Consider the following 21032-nt stretch of genomic DNA (forward strand, 5'->3'; position numbering starts at 1 on the left):
CTTCCAGACCTGTGCGGCGTGGGTACGCTCCGGGGCATGGATGATTCCTCGATGGTGGGACTGATCGGCCGGGTGACCGGGACGGTGGGGCCGGGGCTGGTCGGCGAGGTGATCGTACGGATCCGGGGCGGGGCCGAGCACTTCCTCGCGCATCCGGCCTCCGCGAAGGAACGCATCGAGCCCGGCACGGTGGTGACGGTGATCGAGTATCTGCCGCCACGGACGGTGTATGTGGCTTGCGCATACGGTAGTTGAGGCCCCGGCGGGAGGGTCTTCACACCTTTCGTCGTCAAGAATGCGGCAAGGTTGCGCAAGCGTCTTCTCCGCCGCCGCGAGCAGGAGAAGACTCCCCCTGTTCAGCGGTGCCGACGGAGCACTGCGATAAGGGGGCGCATGCCGATGGTCATCGGCGTCACGGCGGGTCTCGTACTCGCCGCCATCATTGTGTTGATCGGCCTGTTCAAGCTGATGTGGCGAGTGGCCGAGCCGAACGAAGCACTCGTCATCTCCGGTTCCAAGCACAAGACCGAGGGTCTCGGGCAGGGCATGGGATTTAGGATCGTCACTGGTCACGGAACGCTTGTCCTGCCCGGGGTCCAGGCGGTGCGGAAGATGTCCCTGGACCTCAACGAGACCGAGCTGTCGGTCGATTGCGTCACGCATCAGGGGATTCCGCTGCGGGTGCGGGGCGTTGTCATCTTCAAGGTGGGCGACGACTTCGTATCGATCGCCAATGCGGCCCGCCGCTTCCTCGACCAGCAGAAGATGATGTCGGAGCGGGTGCACAACGTGTTCGCCGGTCATCTGCGTTCCATCGTGGGCGGGTTGACGGTCGAGGACATGATCCGGGACCGGGAGAAGCTCACCGGGCAGACCCGGGCGGCGTGCGGGACCGAGATGGAGAAGCTCGGGCTGATCGTCGACTCGCTCCAGATCCATGAGATCGAGGACCCGACGGGCTACATCAAGAACCTGGCGATGCCGCATGCGGCGGCGGTGCAGCGGGATGCCCGGATAGCGCAGGCCGAGGCCAACCGGCGGGCCACCGAGGCGGAACAGCAGGCCGCCGCCCGGATGTCGGAGGCGACCCGCGACAGCGAGATCCTGCAGGCCGGGTATCAGGCCGAGCGCGACAAGGCCGCGGCCAGCTCCCGGCAGGCAGGTCCGCTGGCCGACGCGGCGGCGCGGCAGGAGGTCGTGGTCCAGGAGACCAGGGTCGCCGAACTGGAGGCCCAGCGGCGCGAGCAGCAGCTGCAGGCCGATGTGCGCAAGCCCGCGGACGCCCAGGCGTACGAGAAGCGCACCCTGGCCGAGGGCGAGCGCGACGCCCGGATCTCGGCGGCCGAGGCGAAGGCGCGGGAGACAGAGCTCGCCGCGGTCGCGGAGGCCAACCGGGTCAAGACGGCGGCGCTCGCGGAGGCCGAGGCGACGAAGGCGCGCGGCGCCGCCGCCGCGACGGCGACCAGGGCGACGGGTGAGGCGGAGGCCGCCGCGGCCCAGGCCAAGGGGCTGGCACTGGCCGAGGCGACCCGTGCCAAGGGCCTCGCAGAGGCGGAGGCGATCAAGGCCAGGGCCGCGGCCCTGGCGGAGAACCAGGAGGCGGTGGTGGCCCAGCAACTGGCCGAGAAGTGGCCGGAGATCGTCGAGGCGGGCGCGGGCGCCTTCAGCAGTGTGGACCACATGGTGCTGCTGAACGGGGCCGACGGCATGTCGGACATGTTTGCGAAGGCGCTGACGATGGGTGGCACGGGCCTTGGACTGGCCCGGCAGCTGCTGTCCACGATGAGTCAGGACAGCCCGGCGGAACCGGCGTCCAAGGTCAACGGGGTCACGCCGGCCGCTGCGCCCTCGCCGCGTAAGCAGCACATTGCGGTGACGGGTGATCAGGAGGGCGGCACGCCTTCCTGACCGGTCCGGTCGGCCGTGGCCGGCGCACGCCCCTCAGCCCGGGGCAAGCACCGGCCACAGCTCCGGGTCGTCGAAGTCGAGTGTGCGGCCTGCTGCCCGTTCACCGGCCCCGCCCCGTGGAACGGCCGTGCAGGTCCTACGGTGTGGGGATGACCATCCAGCACCGTGACGACAGCACCGACAGCCCGGCCGCCTTCCCCGGCCGCACCGGCCCGACCGCCACATCCGAGGCCGACCCGCGCGACGTGGGCCCGGTCCGCACCTCGTACGCCCCCGACCGGGACGGCGACCCCGACCCCGGCGAGATCGTCTGGACGTTTGTGCCGTTCGAGGAGAACGACGGGCGCGGCAAGGACCGTCCGGTTCTGGTGGTGGCCCGCGAGGCGGCGGGCACGCTGCTCGCCGTGCAGCTCTCCAGCAAGCAGCACGACCGGGACCGCGAGTGGGTGGCGCTCGGGGCCGGACCGTGGGACAGCTCGGGCCGCCCGTCCTGGGTCGATCTGGACCGGGTACTGCGGGTGCACGAGGACGGGATGCGGCGTGAGGCGTGCGCTCTGGACCGGGACCGGTTCGATTCTGTCGTCGGCCGGCTGCGGGAGCGCTACGACTGGAACTGACCGCCGAACATCCGGGCGAAGGCGGACCTGGTTGCGGATGCGGGGCTGCGGTCGAGGATGCCGAAGACGATCTGCTCGAAGTGCCCGGCGAACCTGCCGTCGTCCAGCAGCAGTGCCCGGAACGCACCGGCCACCTGCGCCGGATCGTTGCGGAACACACCGCAGCCCCAGGCTCCCAGCACCAGCCTGCGGTACCCGCGCACCGCCGCGACCTCCAGCACCCGCTCGGCCCGGGACGCGAGCGCGGCGGGGATGCGGTGCGCGTCCTCGGGGGTGCGGCTGCGGATGACTCCGGCGTTGGGTGCCGGGGAGGTGAGGAAGCCCGCGGTGTACGGGGTGTCGAGCAGCCGTCCCCGGTCGTCGCGGAACACCGGTACGCCCGGTGAGTGAATCACCCGGTCGGTGTAGAAGGCGCTGCGTTCTGCGCGGTGGTGGGCGTAGTAGTCGGGGGCGCGCAGCAGCGTGGCGTACAGGGCGGAGCCGCGGCACAGGGCTTCCTCCTGGGCCTGTGCGCCGTTGAGATAGCCGCCTCCGGGATTGCGGGCGGAGGCGTAGTTCAGGACAGCGATCTTGCCGGGCCCTTCGCCGGCCATCCGGCGCGCCGCCTGCAGACTGCTCTCGTCGGTGACCTCGACGACCGGTATGCGGTCGAAGTCGAGTGCCGCGACCGGTACCGGCTCGGGGCCGTACAGCCTGGTACCCGACAGTGCGGTGGTCAGCGCACGCTCGATGCTCACCTCACGCCCTTCCTGCGTGCGGTAGCGGCCGGCCTCGACAATGGCTTCGGTCTCTCGCGCGATGCCGCGCAGCCGTGCGCTCATCGGTACTCCCCCGTGTGGTGCATACGAGGCATGCTCTGCGCTCCAGCGGCATGGATGCAACCGTATTTCCGACGCACAGGGGCACTCTTGTGCGATCTCCCCATAGGGGTTTGGCTGGTGCGGACGAACCGAGCAGAAGGAGGCCCCGGCATGTCATCCGACACACTCGGAGACCATGGTCCGCCCGGCCAGGCCCCGCCCCTCGGCGAGGGCGAGGCGGAGGATTTACTGCGTTGCATCTGTTTCAAGACCGGACCGCCCCGAACGGTCGGCGTTGAACTCGAATGGCTCATTCACCACCGGGATCAGCCCCGCGTCCGTGTCCCCCACCACCGTCTCGACGCGGCCGCCGACATCCTCCGGGCCCTGCCCCTGAGTGCGGCGCTCACCTTCGAACCCGGCGGCCAGCTGGAGCTCAGCTCGCGCCCCGCCGGCTCCCTGATGGCGTGCATCGACGCCACCGCCGCCGATCTCAACGCGGTACGTGACGCCCTGGACCGGGTGGATCTCGCGCCGGTGGGTCTCGGCGTCGATCCGTGGCATCCACCGCGCCGTCTGCTGCACGAGCCCCGCTACGACGCCATGGAGATCTCGTTCGACCGGTCGGGACCGGCCGGCCGCGCCATGATGTGCACCACCGCGTCCGTCCAGGTATGTCTTGACGCAGGAGAGGAGGAACCGGGTCCGCTCGGCTACGGGCGGCGCTGGCAGCTGTCCCATCTGCTGGGCGCGGTGCTGGTGGCGGTGTTCGCCAACTCGCCGTTCCAGTTCGGCCGCCCGACACCGTGGCGGTCCACCCGGCAATCGCTCTGGGCCGACCTCGATCCGTGGCGGTCCCTGGCACCGCCCGGCTGTCTGCCGCCGCGCGACGCGTGGGCCACGCATGTCCTGGACACCCCGGTGATGTGCATCCGGGACGACGAGGGGCCATGGGCGGTGCCGGACGGTCTGACCTTCCGCAACTGGATCCGCACCGGCACTCCGAGACCACCGGTGCGCGCCGACCTCGACTACCACATCAGCACCCTCTTTCCGCCCGTGCGCCCACGCGGACATCTTGAGCTGCGCATGATCGACGCGCAGCACGGCGCGGACGGGTGGCTGGTGCCGCTCGCCGTCACCACTGCCCTGTTCGACGACCCGGAGGCCGCCGAGACCGTGTACCGCACCGTCAAACCACTGGCCGAGACGGCCGGGCCACGGCCCGCGCCGCGCAATCCGCTCTGGGTGGGCGCCGCCCGCGACGGCCTGACCGATCCCGAACTGCGGTCGGCGGCCGTCACCTGCTTCGAACTCGCGCTGGAGGCGCTGCCCCGGATGGGAGCGACCACGGCCGTGCAGGAGGCGGTGGCGGACTTCAACGACCGCTTCGTCGCCCGGGGCCGATGTCCGGCCGACGATCTTCCCGAACTGCTCGCGCCGGGTTCAGCGGGTGATTCGGGCCATCACTTCGAGGGGCCCCGCTCATGACCGACTCCCCCACGCCCGCCGCTTCCGGTCCGCACAGCACGGCCGGTCCGGACGAGGCGGACACCGAGGCGCTCCGGCAGCGCGCCCTCGCTGCGCTGCTCGCCGCCCGCGAACGCACCACACTTCTCACCGACAGTGTGGACGACCATGAACTGACCGCCCAGCACTCGCCGTTGATGTCCCCCCTGGTATGGGACCTCGCGCACATCGGCAATCAGGAGGAGCTGTGGCTGCTGCGCGGGGTGGCCGGGCGGGAGGCGATGCGCCCGGAGATCGACGGGCTGTACGACGCCTTCGAGCATCCCCGGGCGACCCGCCCCTCTCTGCCGCTGCTGGCGCCCGCCGAGGCCCGTACCTACACCGCGGAGGTACGTGGTCGCGCGCTGGACGTACTCGACGGCACAGCACTGCACGGTGACCGCCCGCTGGTACGGGCCGGGTTCGCCTTCGGCATGATCGCCCAGCATGAACAGCAGCACGACGAAACGATGCTGATCACCCATCAGCTGAGGTCGGGACCTGCCGTTCTGACCGCGCCGGTTCCGCCGCCCGCACCCGCCGAAGCGGCGGGTCTCCCGGCCGAAGTACTGGTCCCGGGCGGCCCGTTCACCATGGGTACGTCCACCGAGCCATGGGCTCTCGACAACGAACGCCCCGCCCATGTGCGCGACGTGCCGGACTTCTTCATCGACACGGCCCCGGTCACCTGCGGCGCGTACCAGGGATTCATCGAGGACGGCGGCTACACCGAGCGGCGCTGGTGGGCCCCCGAGGGCTGGGCCATGGTCCGCGAGCACGAACTGACCGCTCCGCTGTTCTGGCACCGGGACGCCGGCCAGTGGCTTCGCCGCCGCTTCGGAGTGACCGAGACGGTCCCCGAGACCGAGCCGGTGCTCCATGTCAGCTGGTACGAGGCGGACGCATACGCCCGCTGGGCCGGGCGCCGGCTGCCCTCGGAAGCGGAATGGGAGAAGGCGGCACGCCACGACCCGGCGTCGGGCCGTTCGCTGCGCTATCCGTGGGGCGACGAGGACCCGACTCCCGAGCGGGCCAACCTGGGTCAGCGCCATCTGCGGCCGGCACCTGCGGGGGCGTACGCCGCGGGCAAGTCGCCGCTCGGCGTGCGGCAGCTGATCGGTGACGTATGGGAGTGGACGTCGAGCGACTTCCTCCCCTATCCCGGCTTCGCGGCGTTCCCGTACCGCGAGTACTCCGAGGTGTTCTTCGGACCGGCACACAAAGTGCTGCGCGGCGGCTCGTTCGCCGTGGACCCGGTGGCGTGCCGGGGGACGTTCCGCAACTGGGACCTGCCGGTGCGGCGCCAGATCTTCTCCGGATTCCGTACCGCGAGGGATCTCTGATGTGCCGTCATATCGCATATCTGGGACCGTCGGTGGCTCTCGGCGAGGTGCTGACACGACCGCCCCACAGCCTTGTGCACCAGTCCTGGGCCCCGAGACACCAGCGGCATGGGACCGTCAACGCCGACGGTTTCGGCGTCGGCTGGTACGCGGACGGCGATCCGGTGCCCGGACGCTACCGGCGCCGGGGCCCGGTCTGGGGCGACCAGACGTTCGCCGATCTGGCCAGAGTTGTGCGTAGTCCGGCGCTGCTCGCCGCGGTACGCGACGCCACCGAGGCGGGCGCCGACGGCGAGGCGGCGGCCGCACCGTTCGCCGCCGGGCAGCTGCTGTTCAGCCACAACGGCGCGGTGAAGGGCTGGCCTCAGTCCCTGGCACCACTCGCCGCCGCGCTGCCCCCGGCCGAACTGCTGACCCTCACCGCCCGCTGCGACTCGGCCCTGATCTGGGCACTCGTACGACACCGCCTCGCCGACGGCGACGAACTGCCGCAGGCCGTCGCCGACACCGTGCTCGACGTGGCAGCCGCGGCGCCGGAATCGCGGCTGAATCTGCTGCTCACCGATGGCACCACAATCGTGGCGACGGCCTGGGGAGACACCCTGTGGTATCTCGCCGAGCCCCGCCTGCGCACGGTCGTGGCCTCGGAGCCGTACGACGACGATCCGCACTGGCGCACGGTCCCCGACCGGACGCTGCTGACGGCGACCCGAGCCGAAGTTCTGCTGACCCCGCTCAAGGAGCGCGCTGAGTGAGTCCCTTTCTGCTGACCCGCACCCTGCCCGCGGACGCGACGGACGCGGCGCTGCGCGCCGATGTGCTGCACGGCCTGACCCGGCACCCGAAGACACTGCCGCCCAAGTGGTTCTACGACGCGCACGGCAGTGAACTGTTCGAGGAGATCACCCGGCTTCCCGAGTACTACCCGACCCGCGCCGAGCGCGAGATCCTGATCGACCGCGCCGAGGAGATCGCCGCGGCGTCCGGGGCGCAGACCCTGATCGAACTGGGATCGGGGTCGTCGGAGAAGACCCGGCACCTGCTGGACGCGCTGCCCGCGCTGCACAGTTATGTGCCGGTCGATGTGAGCGAGAGCGCGCTGCACGGCGCCGCCGAGGCCCTGCTCGCGCAGCGGCCCGACCTCTCCGTGCACGCCCTGATCGCCGACTTCACGGGCGGTCTCGCACTGCCCGGCACCCCGGGGCCGCGGCTGATCGCGTTCCTGGGCGGCACGATCGGCAATCTGCTGCCTGACGAGCGGTCGGTGTTCCTGAAGTCGGTCCGGTCGCTGCTCTCCCCCGGCGACGCGCTGCTGCTCGGCACGGATCTGGTGAAGGACGAGAAGGTACTGGTCGCCGCTTACGACGATGCGGCCGGGGTGACGGCAAAGTTCAACAAGAACGTCCTCAGGGTCATGAACCGGGAGCTGGGCGCGGACTTCGACCCGGCCGACTTCGATCACGTGGCGCTCTGGGACCCGGAGCGGGAGTGGATCGAGATGCGACTGCGGGCCCGCGAGGCACTCACGGTGAAGGTCCCGGACCTGGATCTGGTGGTGGCCTTCGAGGCCGGCGAGGAGGTGCGTACGGAGGTGTCGGCCAAGTTCCGAAAGGAGGGCATCCGGGCCGAACTCGCCGCGGCCGGTCTGAGCATGGATCAGTGGTGGACGGACTCCGGGAACCGGTTCGCGCTGTCGTTGGCGACGGCGGTCTGAGCAAGACGGGCCAGGGTGCGGCGGTCCGGGCAGTCGCCCGGCGGAATCTGCGGCAGGACGCGGATCTCCGCGGTCAGCCCGGCCGCCGTCACCACCCGCCACAGTGAGGCGATGAGTGGATCGTCGCCGACGAACGCGGCCGCACCGGCCGGGGCCGTGTGCTCCGCCGGAGCGGCGCGCTCGTGGCCGGGCGACCGGCCGCCCGCACCGGCCGCCCGTGCGGCGACGGCGGGCCCCGTCCGGCCGGCGGCGACAGTGCTGCGCGGCGGAGCGGTGCGGTAGGTGATGCGTACCGGTTGAATGGTGGCGTTCGCGTCGATCGCGGCCTGGAACACGGCGGGCCCGAACCGCCCGCCGCCGCGCCCGCACCAGGTGGTGCCCTCCGGGAAGGCGACCACCCGTGAACCGCCGCGCAGTGCCGCCGCGATGTCGCGCACGGTCCTGGGCAGTGCGCGAAACCGTTCACGTTCCACGAAGAGCGTGCCGCCGACGTCGGCGAGCCGGCCGAGCAGCGGCCAGTTCCGTATCTCTCTCTTGGCCAGCATCCGGCCGGGGAACACGGCCGCGACGAGCGGGATGTCCAGCCACGAGATGTGGTTCGCGACGACGAGCGTGCCCGGTGCGCCTGCCCCGGGTGTGCCGATGACCCGCACACGTATCCCGAAGGCCCGCACGACCCCGTACGCCCAGAGCCGGATCAACCGCTCCCGCCGTACCGCGCCGACCAGCAGCACGAACGGGGCACCCAGCACCCCGGCCAGGATGAACGCGCACCCGGCGAGCAGCAGGACCACGGCCGCCGCGCGGCCCCGCGTGCGTCCGTCGTGACCTGCGCAGGTGAGCGGGGTGCAGGGTGAGGTGGGCAGCCACGGGTTCATCGCAGTGGGGCGAGTGCGAGGAAGTGGCGCAGATAGCGCGGGTCGGTGCGGCGCAGCGACAGCAGTACGTACAGGTCGGCGACGTTGAAGTCGGGGTCGTACGCGGGCGCCCCGCAGACCCAGGCGCCCAGTCGCAGATAGCCGCGGAGAAGGGGAGGGAGCGTGGAGAGTCCGGTGGGCACGTCTCCCCTTCCTGCGGATCCGGCGGTGGGCTGCCAGAGGCGGTGGGGGGTGACCCAGTGATCCTCGGGTGCCAGGTGCTTGGTCCGTACGGTTTCCCAGGCCCCGGCCGCGGCGACGCCACCGTCGGCGAGGGGTATCGAGCAGCAGCCGGCCAGCCAGTTGTGCCCGGTGCGTTCCATGTAGCGGGCGAGTCCGGCCCAGATCAGCGCGATGACGGCGCCGTCCCGGTGGGCCGGGTGGACGCAGGACCGGCCGACCTCGACCAGGTCTTCGCGGATCGGTCCGAGCCGCCCGAGGTCGAACTCGCTCTCCGCGTAGAGGCGCCCGGCGATCCGTGCCCGGTCGGGCGGCAGCAGGCGGTAGGTGGCGACGACGTCGCCGGTGGTCTCCTCCCGTACCAGCAGATGGTCGCAGTGGGCATCGAACGCGTCACTGTCCAGACCGGGTTCGGCTCCTTCCAGCCTGGCGCCGAGCTCACCGGCGAAGACCTGATGGCGCAGGCGCTGGGCCGCACGTACGTCTTCCTGGTCGACGGCGAGGGACACCCGGTAGCGCGACCGGGCGGGAGGGGCGGGCTGAGCGGGAACAACGGGGGCGGCGGGGAGAGAGGCGACGGGCAGCGCGTTCATGACGGTCTCCGGGGACGGATCGGCAAGGGCGGCCGCCGGGCCTTCGCACTGCTGCGAAGCCCGGCCCCTTACTTCTTCCGTGACCGGCTGGATTCGACATGACCGCATGGGGGAGCCAGGATGTGCGAAGGCTGAATCCCGGGTGTGTCCGAGCGGATCGGTACTGGGTGTGTCAGCCGCCCGCGAGCTGGTCGGTGATCTTCTCCGAGGCCGCCTTCGCCTCATCCTGCGGGTCGCCGCCCTGGAGGACAGCCGTCATGTACGGCTTGATCGGGTTGACGGCCTCGACATTCGCCCACTGCGGCGAGTTGGGCGTCGCACGCCCCTTCGTGGCGCCCCGGGCCATCGCCGCGGTGCCCTCCTGTCCCAGGATGACACGCGCGAGACCGGGCTTGTTGGGCACGTAGCTCATGGTCCTGGCGAGCTCCTCCTGCCACTTCCGGCCCGCCAGCGCCTTGACCACATCGATACCCGCGGTGCGCTGACTCGCCTTCTCCGGAACGATCAGATCGGACCCACCGGTGAACACGGAGCCGGGAGCCTTCGCGGACTTGCCCGGGATCGGGAAGTAGCCCAGCTTTCCCTTGAGTTCGGGGTTCAGCTGCTCGATCTGCGCGGCGGCGCCGGGTACCGAAATGATCTGCGCGACATCGCCCTTGGCGAAGACCTTGGCCTGCGGAGGCCTTTCCTCGTCCGCGTCCTTGGGGCCGTCACCGAGCGCCTGGAGTTCCTTGTAGAAGCTCATGCCCCTGATTGCGCCGGGGCTGTCCAGGGCGCCTTCCCAGTCGCCACCCCTCTCCTCGGCCAGTTCGCCGCCCTCGTCCCAGATGAATCCGGCGAGGACATACCAGTTCTGGCCCGCGAGATAGATGCCCTGATTGCCGTTCCGGTTCAGCTGTGCGCTGTCCGCGATCCATTCGTCCCGGGTCTTCGGCGGGGTCTTGATACCGGCCTGCTCGAAGAGGTCCTTGTGGTAGATCACCACTCGATTGGCCGCGTACCAGGGGATGCCGTACTGGACGCCGTCGATGCTGCCCGGGTCGGCGAGGCCGGGCAGCCAGTCCTCGCTGCCGAGGTCGCGCGCGGACTCCAGGGTCAGGTCGCGCAGCCCGCCGCTCTCCGCGTACTGGGGGACCTGGGTGTTTCCGACCTCGATGACGTCCGGGGTGTCCTTGCCATTGAGCGCATCGGTGACCTTCGGGCCGATACCGCTCCAGCTCTGGATCTTGAACTCGAGCTCGACGGAGGGGTGTTCGTCCTCGTACGCCTTCGTGAAGCGCTCCAGGAAATCGGCGGAGACGCTGTCCTTCATCAGCCAGATCGTGACCTTTTTACCGCTGGACGCCTCCGAGCCCGGGACAAAGCCGCATCCGCCCAGCGCAAAGGTGGAAACGAGCGCAACGGCTCCGACGAGTATGCGGTTCTTCACCAGATTCACCTTCTGCGAAACGGCACGACGAAATCCAGAACCCGGTGTGGGGGAATGCGGGCGGCGCTCGCACCGGCGTGGCTGGATTTTGGTATGGACCATTGCTCTGGTCAAGCCCCGTTCATCACACATTCCGCACACCGACCCCTCGCGCACCCGGGCCGGGTGGGGCACCGTGGTAGGGACGAGAGGAGACATAAGATGTCGAATCACACCTATCGGGTCACGGAAATCGTGGGAACCTCTCACGAAGGCGTCGACGACGCCATCCGCAGAGGCATCGCAAGAGCTTCGGAAACGTTGCACAATCTCGACTGGTTCGAGATCACGCAGGTTCGCGGAGAGATCACCGATGGCCGGATCGAGCACTACCAGGTGGGCCTGAAAGTGGGCTTCCGGCTCGACGAGACGAGCTGATCCGGCGCGACCGGCTCACGGCCGCGTCCGGCCGGTTCCGCCACGCCGGATTCACGTACGGCCCTCACGCTCCTGCGCATCCTTGAGCGCGGGCGACACCTTCGCCCAACGGGCCCGCACCACGGCGAAGCCGGCCTGCTCCGCCACATCGCAGACGAGTTCGTCGTCATCGACCAGCATCCGCACCTCATGCTCCCGGCCCAGCCGCTTCAGGATCTCCAGCTTGGTGTGCCGGGCCGGCCTGCGGTCGTCGTTGCGGCGCATGTACAACCGCCCCTCGGGCAGTCCCTGTTCCGTCAGCCACGCCACGGTGTCCCGGCGGCAGCGCTCGGGCCGCCCGGTGAGATACCTGACCTCGCATTCCTCGGCACTAGTACCGTCGCACGCGGTGCGCTCCGTCGACCTCTCGCCCGAACAGACCGGGCAGCCCCTGAAGCCCGTGGCGTCGCACTGCGGACACTTCTCGTCACCCCATCCCCGACATTCCGGACAAGCGGTGCGGGGTTTGCGGCACTTCACACAGGTGGCCCGCCTGGCAACGGGCTTCTCCCGCCCCGTGCGCAGGACGCAGCGTACGGGCGGGGCCGTCCGGCACTCAAGAGTGCGTCGTTGGGCGAGGACCGCCCCGAGGTCTCCGTTACACACCCCCCGCGCCCACACGCGCGCGGATGTGTGATCATGCCCTTACGTTCCACGCAGATCGCAAAAGGTTGTACAGGATGCGCATGGAATCAAAAGCGTTCGTAAAGCTATATTCAGGTTTGTGGCATCCAACGTTAACCATGTGAAGCGAATACTCCTGCGTTCAGGGAAGAGCCCCTACGACGTCGTCCCCGTCGAGCGAGCTCTCCATGACGACGTGTTCGCCACCAACTCAGGCAACCTGATCTTCAGCGACGCCGCTCACAAGATCCTGGAGACGCCACGTTCGGAGGTGATGTCGAACGGCATCGCCACCAGGGTCGCCGATGCCGACCGGATCAACAGCGAGTACGACGTCTTCGTCATCCCGCTCGCCAACGCTTTCCGGCCTTCCTTCGAGCGCCAGCTGGAGCGCCTGACGCAGCTGATCTCGAAACTGAAGATCCCGGTCGTCGTCCCGGGTGTGGGTGCCCAGACCGGAGTCGATTACTCCGCGGACCGGCTGCGGCCCATGCAGCCGACGGTCCACGCGTTCGTCTCCGCCGTGCTCGACCACAGCGCCTCCATCGGCGTGCGCGGGGAGTTCACCGAGCGGTATCTGCGGGACATGGGTTTCCGTGACGTGGAGGTCATCGGCTGTCCCTCGATGTTCCTCAACGGCAGCAGGCTCGACATCGGGAAGAGCGGCCGGGCACTGGGGCCCGAGTCGCGGATCGCCATCAACGGATCCCATGACGCCGTGCGGAAGCACAAGCTCGGGCAGATCATCAACCGTACCCACGCGCGCTACCCCCACCTTCGGTTCATCGGCCAGAACCTCTCCGACGCACGTCAGCTGCACTGGCGCGACCTGTCCCATCAGAACGCCTCGCTGACCGACATCCCCACCCACCCCGACCACCCCATGTATGGGGAGGACAAGGTCCGGGTCTACATCGACCCGGTCACCTGGATGGACGACCTGCGGGGTTTCGACTTCTCCTTCGGCTCCCGGATCCACGGCAACATCGCGGCGCTGCTGGCCGGAACGCCCGCCACCGTGCTCTGCGGCGACTCCCGGACGCTGGAGCTGTGCCGCTACTTCGACATCCCGCACCGGATGCTCACCGAGGTCCCCTTCGACCTCGACCCCGCCGACCTCTACGCCGAGGCGGACTTCGGGCCGCTGATGCGCGGTCACCAGGAGCGGTTCGACCGGTTCACGAACTTCCTCGACAAGAACGGCCTGGAGAACACCTTCACCCACGGCGACGGCGGTGCGGCCTTCGAGGCACGGATGAGCACTCTGGCCTTCCCTCCGGGTATCCGCCCCTGGGTCGGAGCCGACGCCTCCACGATGGGCGCGCGACTCAACTGGCTCCAGTCCCAGCTGACGGACCTCACCGCCCAGAACACCCAGCTCAGGCGGAAGCTCGCGAAGAGCACCGCGCTGCCCGTGCAGCGCTCCACGTACCAGCGGGCCCGCAGTGTCGTGGGAAGGCCCATAAAGCGCGCCCTGCGTCCGTCGCGCTAGGAACTGTCCGAACCTGATCCGAGGCCGGTCCGGCAGGACCGGCCTCCGGTCGTCCGGGGCCCGGGAGATGGTCCGGCAGCCCTGCGCCGACCGGTCCCGTACTACCGGCCTCGCCACGTCTGAGCTGCTTTCGACGCCTAGAATCGGAGTGTTTGTCCCCAGGCCGCCGGCCCTGCCCCGATCCGTACGGAGTCCCCGCGCACATGTCCACCCCCCATGATCCGTACGTCCGGGTGCGCGGCGCCCGTGAACACAATCTCCAGGACGTCTCGGTCGACATCCCGCGCGACACACTCACCGTGTTCACCGGCGTCTCGGGCTCCGGGAAGTCCTCCCTCGCGTTCGGGACGATCTACGCCGAGGCGCAGCGCCGCTACTTCGAGTCCGTCGCCCCGTACGCCCGCCGGCTGATCCATCAGGTCGGTGCGCCCGCGGTCGGCGAGGTCACCGGGCTGCCGCCCGCCGTCTCGCTGGAGCAGCGCCGCTCGGCACCCGGTGCCCGTTCGTCCGTCGGGACGGTCACCACGCTCTCGAACTCCCTGCGCATGCTGTTCTCGCGCGCCGGGGACTACCCCGCCGGTGCCGAACGGCTGGACTCCGACGCCTTCTCACCGAACACCGCCGCCGGTGCGTGTCCTGAGTGCCACGGTCTCGGCCGTATCCACCGCACCACCGAGGAGCTGCTCGTACCCGACCCCTCGCTGTCGATCCGGGACGGTGCGATCGCCGCCTGGCCGGGGGCCTGGCAGGGCAAGAACCTGCGCGATGTGCTGGACGCGCTGGGCTACGGCATCGACCGACCGTGGCGCGAGCTCGAGGCCGGGGACCGGGAGTGGATCCTGTTCACCGATGAGCAGCCGGTGGTGACGGTCCATCCGGTGCGTGACGCGGGGCGTATCCAACGCCCTTACCAGGGCACGTACATGAGTGCCCGCCGTTATGTGATGCACACCTTCGCGGACTCCAAGAGCCGCACTCTGCGGGCGAAGGCCGAGCGCTTCCTGACCAGTGCCCCCTGCCCGGTCTGCGGCGGCAGCCGGCTGCGTCCGGAGGCGATGGCCGTCACCTTCGCCGGCCGTTCGATCGCCGAACTCGCCGGGCTTGCGCTCACCTCGCTCGCCGAGGTGCTGCGCGAGGCGGGCGGCGATGACACGGCGCGGGTGCTGACGGCAGATCTGCTCGCCCGGATCGAGACGGTCACCGAGCTCGGACTCGGCTATCTCAGCCTCGACCGTACGGCTCCGACACTGTCCTCCGGCGAGCTGCAACGGCTGCGGCTCGCCACCCAGTTGCGCTCCGGTCTGTTCGGTGTCGTCTATGTGCTGGACGAGCCGTCGGCGGGTCTGCACCCGGCAGACACCGAGTCGCTGCTGGGGGTGCTCGGCCGGCTGAAGGCGGCCGGGAACTCGGTCTTCGTCGTGGAGCATCAGATGGATGTGGTGCGCCGGGCGGACTGGCTGGTCGATGTGGGACCGCTGGCCGGTGAGCACGGGGGCCGGGTGCTGCACAGCGGTCCCCCGGCCGGACTTGCGGAGGTGGTGGAGTCGGCGACCCGGCGCTTCCTCTTCGACGACGGACCCGCTCCGGTACGGGAGGTGCGTACGCCGTCGGGGTGGCTGAAGCTGAACGGGGTCGACCGCCACAATGTGCGGGGGGTGGACGCGGAGTTTCCGCTCGGGGTGTTCACGGCCGTCACCGGCGTCTCGGGGTCGGGGAAGTCGACCCTGGTCGGTCAGGTGCTGGCCGGTGTCCTCGCCGACCGGCAGGCCTCCGCCATCGCCGACCTCCCCACCGAGCGTCCCACGCCCGGGTGCGCGTCGGTGGAGGGACTGGAGGCGGTGGACCGTCTGGTGCAGGTCGACCAGAGGCCGATCGGCCGTACCCCCCGGTCCAATCTGGCCACGTACACCGGGCTCTTCGACGTCGTACGGAAGCTGTTCACCGAGACGGACACGGCGCGCGAGCGCGGCTACAAGGCCGGACGGTTCTCGTTCAACGTGGCGGGCGGGCGGTGCGAGACCTGCCAGGGCGAGGGGTTCGTCTCCGTTGAACTGCTCTTCCTGCCCAGTACGTACGCGCCCTGCCCCGACTGTCACGGTGCGCGGTACAATCCTCAGACCCTGGAGGTCACCCTGCGCGGTCTCGACATCGCGCAGGTGCTGGACCTGACGGTGGAGTCGGCGGCCGGCTTCTTCGCCGGTACGCCCGCTGCCGAGCGCAGTCTGCGGACACTGCTCGACGTCGGGCTCGGTTATCTGCGGCTCGGTCAGCCCGCCACGGAGCTGTCGGGCGGTGAGGCCCAGCGGATCAAGCTCGCCGCCGAGCTCCAGCGCACCCGCCGGGGCCACACCATGTATCTGCTCGACGAGCCGACGACCGGGCTGCACCCTGCCGATGTAGAGGTGCTGATGCGGCAGTTGCACGGACTGGTCGACGCGGGCAACACGGTTGTGGTCGTGGAGCACGACATGGCGGTGGTGGCGGGCGCCGACCAGGTGATCGACCTCGGTCCCGGCGGCGGCGACCGGGGCGGCCGGATCGTTGCGGCGGGACCGCCCGCCGCGGTCGCGCGCGCGGAGGGCAGCCGCACGGCGGCGTACCTCAGGGCGTCCCTCCGCCTCGCCTGAGGATTCCATCGATTTCAACTGCCCCGTTTCCACCGAGAGTTGCCGCATCAGGCAAGCAATGGGAAATGAAAAGGCAAAGAACATTGACCACAGGCTGGTCCAGACCAATCATGGGCATGCCTCACGGCCGCTCCATGCCGTGCGGCATGTGACCCCCGGCCGGGATTCACAGGAACGGGCCGCGCCCCCGACGGGGCGCGGCCCAGCCGTGCGATCCGCGCCGGTCCGGTGACGGACGACTACTCGGTGGCCGTCGCACCCGGTTCGGCCACGGTCGCCCCCGGTGGCTCCACCGCTGCGACCGTGAACACCGGCCGTGGTCTCAGCGGTGCACCTTCCGGGTCGCCCTCAGCCACTCCTTGTTCATGGCCGAGATCGACGGCAGCGGAATGCCCTTCGGGCAGGCCGTGGCGCACTCCCCGGTGAGTGTGCAGCCGCCGAAGCCCTCGCTGTCCATCTGTCCGACCATGTCGAGCACCCGGGTCTCACGTTCCGGGGCGCCCTGCGGCAGGACATTGAGATGGTTGATCTTCGCCGACGTGAAGAGCATCGCAGAGCCGTTGGGGCAGGCCGCGACGCAGGCGCCGCAGCCGATGCACTCGGCGTGTTCGAAGGCGAAGTCGGCGTCCGGCTTGGGCACCGGTGTGGCGTGTGCCTCGGGGGCGGTGCCGGTCGGGGCGGAGATGTAGCCTCCCGCCTGGATGATCCGGTCGAAGGCCGAGCGGTCCACCACCAGGTCCTTGACGACCGGGAAGGCGGAGGCGCGCCACGGTTCGATGTCGATCGTGTCGCCGTCCTGGAAGGACCGCATGTGGAGCTGGCAGGTGGTGGTGCGCTCGGGGCCGTGGGCATCGCCGTTGATGACAAGGCTGCAGGCGCCGCAGATGCCTTCGCGGCAGTCGTGGTCGAAGGCGACGGGGTCGTCGCCGGCGAGGATGAGTTCCTCGTTGAGGGTGTCGAGCATTTCCAGGAACGACATGTCCTGCGAGATGCCGTCCACCTCGTAGGTGGACATGGCGCCGGGGGCGTCGGCGTTCTTCTGGCGCCAGACGCGCAGGGTGAGCTTCATGCGTAGCTCCGCTGAGTGGGGTGGACGTACTCGAAGACGAGGTCTTCCTTGTGCAGGACGGGTGCCTCGTCGGTGCCGGAGAACTCCCAGGCGGCGGCGTAGGAGAACTCCTCGTCACGGCGGGCGGCTTCGCCGTCCGGGGTCTGTGACTCCTCGCGGAAGTGGCCTCCGCAGGACTCGGCGCGATGCAGGGCGTCGAGGCACATGAGCTCGGCAAGCTCCAGATAGTCGACGACGCGGTTGGCCTTCTCCAGCGACTGGTTGAACTCGTCGCCGGTGCCGGGAACCTTGATGCGGCGCCAGAACTCGTCGCGGATCTGCGGGATCCGGTCGAGGGCCTTGCGCAGCCCCTCCTCGGTGCGGGCCATGCCGCAGTACTCCCACATGAGTTCACCGATCTCACGGTGGAAGGAGTCGGGGGTGCGGTCGCCGTCGACGGAGAGCAGCAGGTTCAGCCGGTCCTCGGTGTCCGCGACGACCTCTTCGACGGCCGGGTGCGAGGCGTCGACCTCGTCGTGGTGCGGGTTGCGAGCCAGGTAGTCGTTGATGGTCGACGGCAGGACGAAGTAGCCGTCGGCGAGGCCCTGCATCAGCGCCGAGGCGCCGAGCCGGTTGGCGCCGTGGTCGGAGAAGTTGGCTTCGCCGATGGCGAAGAGGCCGGGGATGGTGGTCTGGAGGTCGTAGTCGACCCAGAGTCCGCCCATCGTGTAGTGCACGGCCGGGTAGATCCGCATCGGGGTCTCGTACGGGTTCTCCGCGGTGATCCGCGCGTACATGTCGAAGAGGTTGCCGTACTTCTCCTCGACCCTGGCCCTGCCCATCCGCTGGATGGCTTCGGCGAAGTCCAGGTAGACGCCCTGTCCGCCGGGTCCGACACCGCGGCCCTCGTCGCAGACGTTCTTCGCGGCGCGCGAGGCGATGTCACGCGGCACGAGGTTGCCGAAGGCCGGGTAGATGCGCTCCAGGTAGTAGTCGCGCTCGTCCTCGGGGATCTCGTTCGCGGGGCGGTTGTCGCCCTTGGCCTTCGGCACCCAGATCCGGCCGTCGTTGCGCAGCGACTCGCTCATCAGCGTCAGCTTGGACTGGTGGTCGCCGGTGCGCGGGATGCAGGTGGGATGGATCTGGGTGAAGCACGGGTTGGCGAAGTACGCGCCGCGGCGGTGGGCGCGCCAGATGGCGGTGGCGTTGGAGTTCATGGCGTTCGTCGACAGGTAGAAGACGTTGCCGTAGCCGCCGCTGGCCAGCACGACCGCGTCGGCGAAGTAGGTGTCGATCTTCCCGGTGACCAGGTCACGGGCGACGATGCCGCGGGCCTTGCCGTCGACGATGATCAGGTCGAGCATCTCGGTGCGGGCGTGCAGTTCGACGTTCCCGGCGGCGATCTGCCGGGACAGTGCCTGGTAGGCGCCGAGGAGGAGCTGCTGCCCGGTCTGGCCGCGGGCGTAGAAGGTGCGGGAGACCTGGACGCCGCCGAAGGAGCGGTTGTCGAGGAGGCCGCCGTACTCGCGGGCGAAGGGGACACCCTGGGCGACGCACTGGTCGATGATCTCCACGGAGATCTGGGCGAGCCGGTGGACATTGGACTCGCGGGCGCGGAAGTCGCCGCCCTTGACCGTGTCGTAGAAGAGCCGGTGGATCGAGTCGCCGTCGTTGCGGTAGTTCTTCGCGGCGTTGATGCCGCCCTGGGCGGCGACGGAGTGGGCGCGGCGGGGCGAGTCCTGGAAGCAGAACTGGACGACGTGGTAGCCCTGTTCGGCCAGCGTCGCCCCGGCCGAGCCGCCGGCGAGGCCGGTGCCGACGACGATGACGGTGTGCTTGCGGCGGTTGGCCGGGTTGACCAGCTTCGCCTGGAAACGGCGGGTGTCCCAGCGTTCGGCGACGGGGCCTTCGGGGGCCTTGGTGTCGACGACGGGCGCGCCCGTCTCGTAGTGCGAGTAGTCGGTCATGTCAGCTCACGACTCCGGTCATGACGGCGACGGGTACGGAGATGAAGCCCACCGTCAGCACCGCTGCGAGAACGTTGGCGATGGTCTTGAGGGCACGGTCACGGGTCGCGTTGCCCACGCCGAGGGTCTGGGCGGCGCTCCAGAAGCCGTGCTGGACGTGGAGTCCGAGGGCGAGCATGGCGACGATGTAGATGGTGTTGCCGTACCAGGTGGAGAAGGTGTCGATGACGTTCTGGTACGGGTGCCCGGACTGGAATCCGCCGGAGTGCACGGTGCCCGTCGTCAGGTCGAGGATGTGCCAGACGATGAACAGGGCGAGGATGATCCCGCCCCAGCGCATGGTCCGCGTGGCATAGCTCGCCCGGGGCTTCTTGTGGACGTACTTGCTGGGCCGTGCCTTGATGTCGCGGCGGCTCAGCTGGTACGCGGAGGTGGCGTGCAGCACCACGGCGGCGACGAGTACGACGCGGACGATCCACAGGGCCCACTCGTAGTGCAGGAAGGGCTCGCCCATGGTCCGCAGCCAGTGCGCGTAATGGTTGAACTCGCCGGACCCGAAGAAGATCTTCAGGTTGCCGATCATATGGACAACCAAGTAGAGGAGCATGATCAGGCCACTCACGGCCATGATCGTCTTCTTGCCGACGGACGAGTCCCAGAGCGTACGCGTCATGGACGGCCGTCGGTCCGTCCGTGTTGCCAATGCCATGGACACGACGCTAGGGCCGAAAGGCCCCATCAGTCCAAGACATGGAACAGCTCATCTTCATAGGCATGGACTATCGTGACCGCTAGGCTGAGTGTATGCAATTCCAGCAGCTGACGTACTTCGTGGCCGTGGCCGAGACCCGTCACTTCACCCGTGCCGCTGAGGAGGTGCATGTTTCGCAGCCCTCGCTCTCCCAGCAGATCAGAGCGCTGGAGAACGAGCTGGGGGCGGAGCTGTTCAGCCGGGCCCGCGGCAACATCACCCTCACCGATGCGGGCGAGGCCCTGCTGCCGCTCGCCCGGCGCATCCTCGCGGACGCCGACACCGCACGCCACGAGGTGCAGGAGCTGGCTCAGCTGCGCCGGGGCCGGGTCCGGCTCGGCGCCACGCCCAGCCTCTGCACGGGCCTGCTCCCCGACGTTCTGCGCGCCTTCCACGACCGGCATCCGGGAATCCAACTGCTGCTTGAGGAGGGCGGCTCGCTCGACCTCGTACGGGAGCTGGCGCGCGGAGCACTCGATCTGGCCCTGATCGTGCTGCCGCTGCCCGCGACGTCCCCCGCGCTCACCACGGTCGAGCTGCTCCAGGAGGATCTGGTCGTGGTGTCGTCGGCACAGGCGCCGCGGCCCGGCCGGGGCGGGAGCGTGAGGATCGCCGACCTGCAGGGGGAATCCCTGGTGATGTTCCGGCACGGCTACGACCTGCGCGAACTGACGGTCGCCGCCTGCCGCGCGGAGGGCTTCGAGCCGTCGTTCACGGTGGAGGGCGGGGAGATGGACGCGGTGCTCGGCTTCGTCCGGGCGGGACTCGGGATCGCGGTGGTGCCCAGCATGGTCGCCGTCCGCGCCGGCCACGACCTGCGGACCACACCGCTGGCCCGCCCGGGCCTGCGGCGCACGATCGCGCTCGCGCACCGCAGCGATGTGGCACCACCGCGCGCGGCGCGCGAGCTGCAGAAGGTGGTACTCGCTGCCGGACGGGCCTGAGTCGGCCCCGGGCCGCCGGTTACGCGGCCTACCGGCCGCGCTTCGTTCCCGATCGCCGGACAGGCTTGATCTTCGCGATTGAGGACGAGACGTCGACCGGACGGCCTGGGTGC

The 21032-nt window shown here is 69.6% G+C and carries 18 protein-coding genes and 1 pseudogene; 11 read left to right on the forward strand and 8 right to left on the reverse strand.

Annotated features, from left to right (window positions below; all coding sequences use genetic code 11):
• Nucleotides 1-36 precede the first annotated feature (36 nt).
• The 3 genes from ACZ7IB_RS27450 to ACZ7IB_RS27460 all read left to right on the forward strand — a co-directional run bounded on the left by ACZ7IB_RS27450 (nucleotide 37) and on the right by ACZ7IB_RS27460 (nucleotide 2525).
• Nucleotides 37-255 (forward strand): hypothetical protein, encoded by a 219-nt coding sequence (locus ACZ7IB_RS27450; RefSeq protein ID WP_470916484.1) that lies wholly within the window; start codon nucleotides 37-39, stop codon nucleotides 253-255.
• 138 nt (nucleotides 256-393) lie between these two features.
• Nucleotides 394-1908, forward strand: coding sequence for a flotillin family protein (locus tag ACZ7IB_RS27455; protein WP_470916485.1), 1515 nt, complete (start codon nucleotides 394-396; stop codon nucleotides 1906-1908).
• Nucleotides 1909-2057: 149 nt separating this feature from the next.
• Nucleotides 2058-2525, forward strand: coding sequence for a type II toxin-antitoxin system PemK/MazF family toxin (locus tag ACZ7IB_RS27460; RefSeq protein ID WP_470916486.1), 468 nt, complete (start codon nucleotides 2058-2060; stop codon nucleotides 2523-2525).
• Here ACZ7IB_RS27460 and ACZ7IB_RS27465 read toward each other — a convergent pair.
• Nucleotides 2510-3346 (reverse strand): TIGR02452 family protein, encoded by an 837-nt coding sequence (locus tag ACZ7IB_RS27465; protein WP_470916487.1) that lies wholly within the window; start codon nucleotides 3344-3346, stop codon nucleotides 2510-2512. The genes ACZ7IB_RS27460 and ACZ7IB_RS27465 overlap by 16 nt on opposite strands.
• A 150-nt stretch (nucleotides 3347-3496) precedes the next feature.
• Between ACZ7IB_RS27465 and egtA the strand changes: the two genes are divergently transcribed.
• The 4 genes from egtA to egtD are packed head-to-tail and all read left to right on the forward strand — an operon-like array spanning nucleotide 3497 to nucleotide 7891.
• Nucleotides 3497-4816 carry an ergothioneine biosynthesis glutamate--cysteine ligase EgtA gene (gene egtA / locus ACZ7IB_RS27470; protein ID WP_470916488.1) on the forward strand — a complete coding sequence of 440 codons (1320 nt, stop codon included), beginning with the start codon at nucleotides 3497-3499 and terminating at the stop codon, nucleotides 4814-4816.
• Complete coding sequence (gene egtB, locus ACZ7IB_RS27475; RefSeq protein ID WP_470916489.1) at nucleotides 4813-6177, forward strand: ergothioneine biosynthesis protein EgtB; 1365 nt, start codon at nucleotides 4813-4815, stop codon at nucleotides 6175-6177. The genes egtA and egtB overlap by 4 nt, the downstream gene beginning before the upstream one ends.
• The gene (egtC, locus tag ACZ7IB_RS27480) at nucleotides 6177-6932 is read left to right on the forward strand and encodes an ergothioneine biosynthesis protein EgtC (protein WP_470916490.1); all 756 of its coding nucleotides are present in this window, start codon (nucleotides 6177-6179) and stop codon (nucleotides 6930-6932) included. Before egtB ends, egtC begins: the two co-directional genes overlap by 1 nt.
• On the forward strand, nucleotides 6929-7891 hold the full coding sequence (gene egtD / locus ACZ7IB_RS27485) for an L-histidine N(alpha)-methyltransferase (protein WP_470916491.1): 963 nt from the start codon (nucleotides 6929-6931) through the stop codon (nucleotides 7889-7891). Before egtC ends, egtD begins: the two co-directional genes overlap by 4 nt.
• Here egtD and ACZ7IB_RS27490 read toward each other — a convergent pair.
• The 3 genes from ACZ7IB_RS27490 to ACZ7IB_RS27500 all read right to left on the reverse strand — a co-directional run bounded on the left by ACZ7IB_RS27490 (nucleotide 7834) and on the right by ACZ7IB_RS27500 (nucleotide 11010).
• Nucleotides 7834-8769 (reverse strand): lysophospholipid acyltransferase family protein, encoded by a 936-nt coding sequence (locus ACZ7IB_RS27490; RefSeq protein WP_470916492.1) that lies wholly within the window; start codon nucleotides 8767-8769, stop codon nucleotides 7834-7836. The genes egtD and ACZ7IB_RS27490 overlap by 58 nt on opposite strands.
• On the reverse strand, nucleotides 8766-9581 hold the full coding sequence (locus tag ACZ7IB_RS27495) for a GNAT family N-acetyltransferase (protein WP_470916493.1): 816 nt from the start codon (nucleotides 9579-9581) through the stop codon (nucleotides 8766-8768). Before ACZ7IB_RS27495 ends, ACZ7IB_RS27490 begins: the two co-directional genes overlap by 4 nt.
• 172 nt (nucleotides 9582-9753) lie before the next feature.
• Nucleotides 9754-11010 (reverse strand): extracellular solute-binding protein, encoded by a 1257-nt coding sequence (locus tag ACZ7IB_RS27500; RefSeq protein WP_470916494.1) that lies wholly within the window; start codon nucleotides 11008-11010, stop codon nucleotides 9754-9756.
• A gap of 201 nt (nucleotides 11011-11211) precedes the next feature.
• Here ACZ7IB_RS27500 and ACZ7IB_RS27505 point away from each other — a divergent pair, with 201 nt between their 5' ends.
• Nucleotides 11212-11427, forward strand: a complete 216-nt coding sequence (locus ACZ7IB_RS27505; RefSeq protein WP_266355349.1) for a dodecin — start codon at nucleotides 11212-11214, stop codon at nucleotides 11425-11427.
• Between the two features lie 51 nt (nucleotides 11428-11478).
• On the opposite strand, the pseudogene ACZ7IB_RS27510 reads toward ACZ7IB_RS27505, so the two are convergent.
• Nucleotides 11479-11799, reverse strand: a pseudogene (locus ACZ7IB_RS27510) (phosphatase domain-containing protein); the annotation flags it as partial.
• Nucleotides 11800-12190: 391 nt separating this feature from the next.
• Here ACZ7IB_RS27510 and ACZ7IB_RS27515 point away from each other — a divergent pair.
• Together ACZ7IB_RS27515 and ACZ7IB_RS27520 are read left to right on the forward strand one after the other, a co-directional pair.
• Entirely contained in the window at nucleotides 12191-13582 is a 1392-nt protein-coding gene (locus ACZ7IB_RS27515; protein ID WP_470916495.1) for a polysaccharide pyruvyl transferase family protein, read from the forward strand.
• Nucleotides 13583-13785: 203 nt separating this feature from the next.
• On the forward strand, nucleotides 13786-16209 hold the full coding sequence (locus ACZ7IB_RS27520; protein ID WP_470916496.1) for an excinuclease ABC subunit UvrA: 2424 nt from the start codon (nucleotides 13786-13788) through the stop codon (nucleotides 16207-16209).
• A 322-nt stretch (nucleotides 16210-16531) separates the two neighbouring features.
• On the opposite strand, the gene ACZ7IB_RS27525 is transcribed toward ACZ7IB_RS27520, so the two are convergent.
• Genes ACZ7IB_RS27525 through ACZ7IB_RS27535 form a run of 3 tightly spaced genes read right to left on the reverse strand, consistent with a single transcriptional unit; the run spans nucleotide 16532 to nucleotide 19933 of the window.
• Nucleotides 16532-17278 carry a succinate dehydrogenase/fumarate reductase iron-sulfur subunit gene (locus ACZ7IB_RS27525; RefSeq protein WP_266355361.1) on the reverse strand — a complete coding sequence of 249 codons (747 nt, stop codon included), beginning with the start codon at nucleotides 17276-17278 and terminating at the stop codon, nucleotides 16532-16534.
• A complete protein-coding gene (locus tag ACZ7IB_RS27530) occupies nucleotides 17275-19224 on the reverse strand; it encodes a fumarate reductase/succinate dehydrogenase flavoprotein subunit (RefSeq protein ID WP_470916497.1) in 1950 nt (649 codons plus the stop codon). The genes ACZ7IB_RS27525 and ACZ7IB_RS27530 overlap by 4 nt, the downstream gene beginning before the upstream one ends.
• A 1-nt stretch (nucleotide 19225) precedes the next feature.
• Nucleotides 19226-19933, reverse strand: coding sequence for a succinate dehydrogenase (locus ACZ7IB_RS27535; RefSeq protein WP_470916498.1), 708 nt, complete (start codon nucleotides 19931-19933; stop codon nucleotides 19226-19228).
• Nucleotides 19934-20028: 95 nt separating this feature from the next.
• Here ACZ7IB_RS27535 and ACZ7IB_RS27540 point away from each other — a divergent pair, with 95 nt between their 5' ends.
• The gene (locus ACZ7IB_RS27540; RefSeq protein ID WP_470916499.1) at nucleotides 20029-20919 is read left to right on the forward strand and encodes a LysR family transcriptional regulator; all 891 of its coding nucleotides are present in this window, start codon (nucleotides 20029-20031) and stop codon (nucleotides 20917-20919) included.
• Nucleotides 20920-21032: the final 113 nt, after the last annotated feature.

It is taken from the genome of Streptomyces sp. NPDC037301 (genome assembly GCF_055602785.1).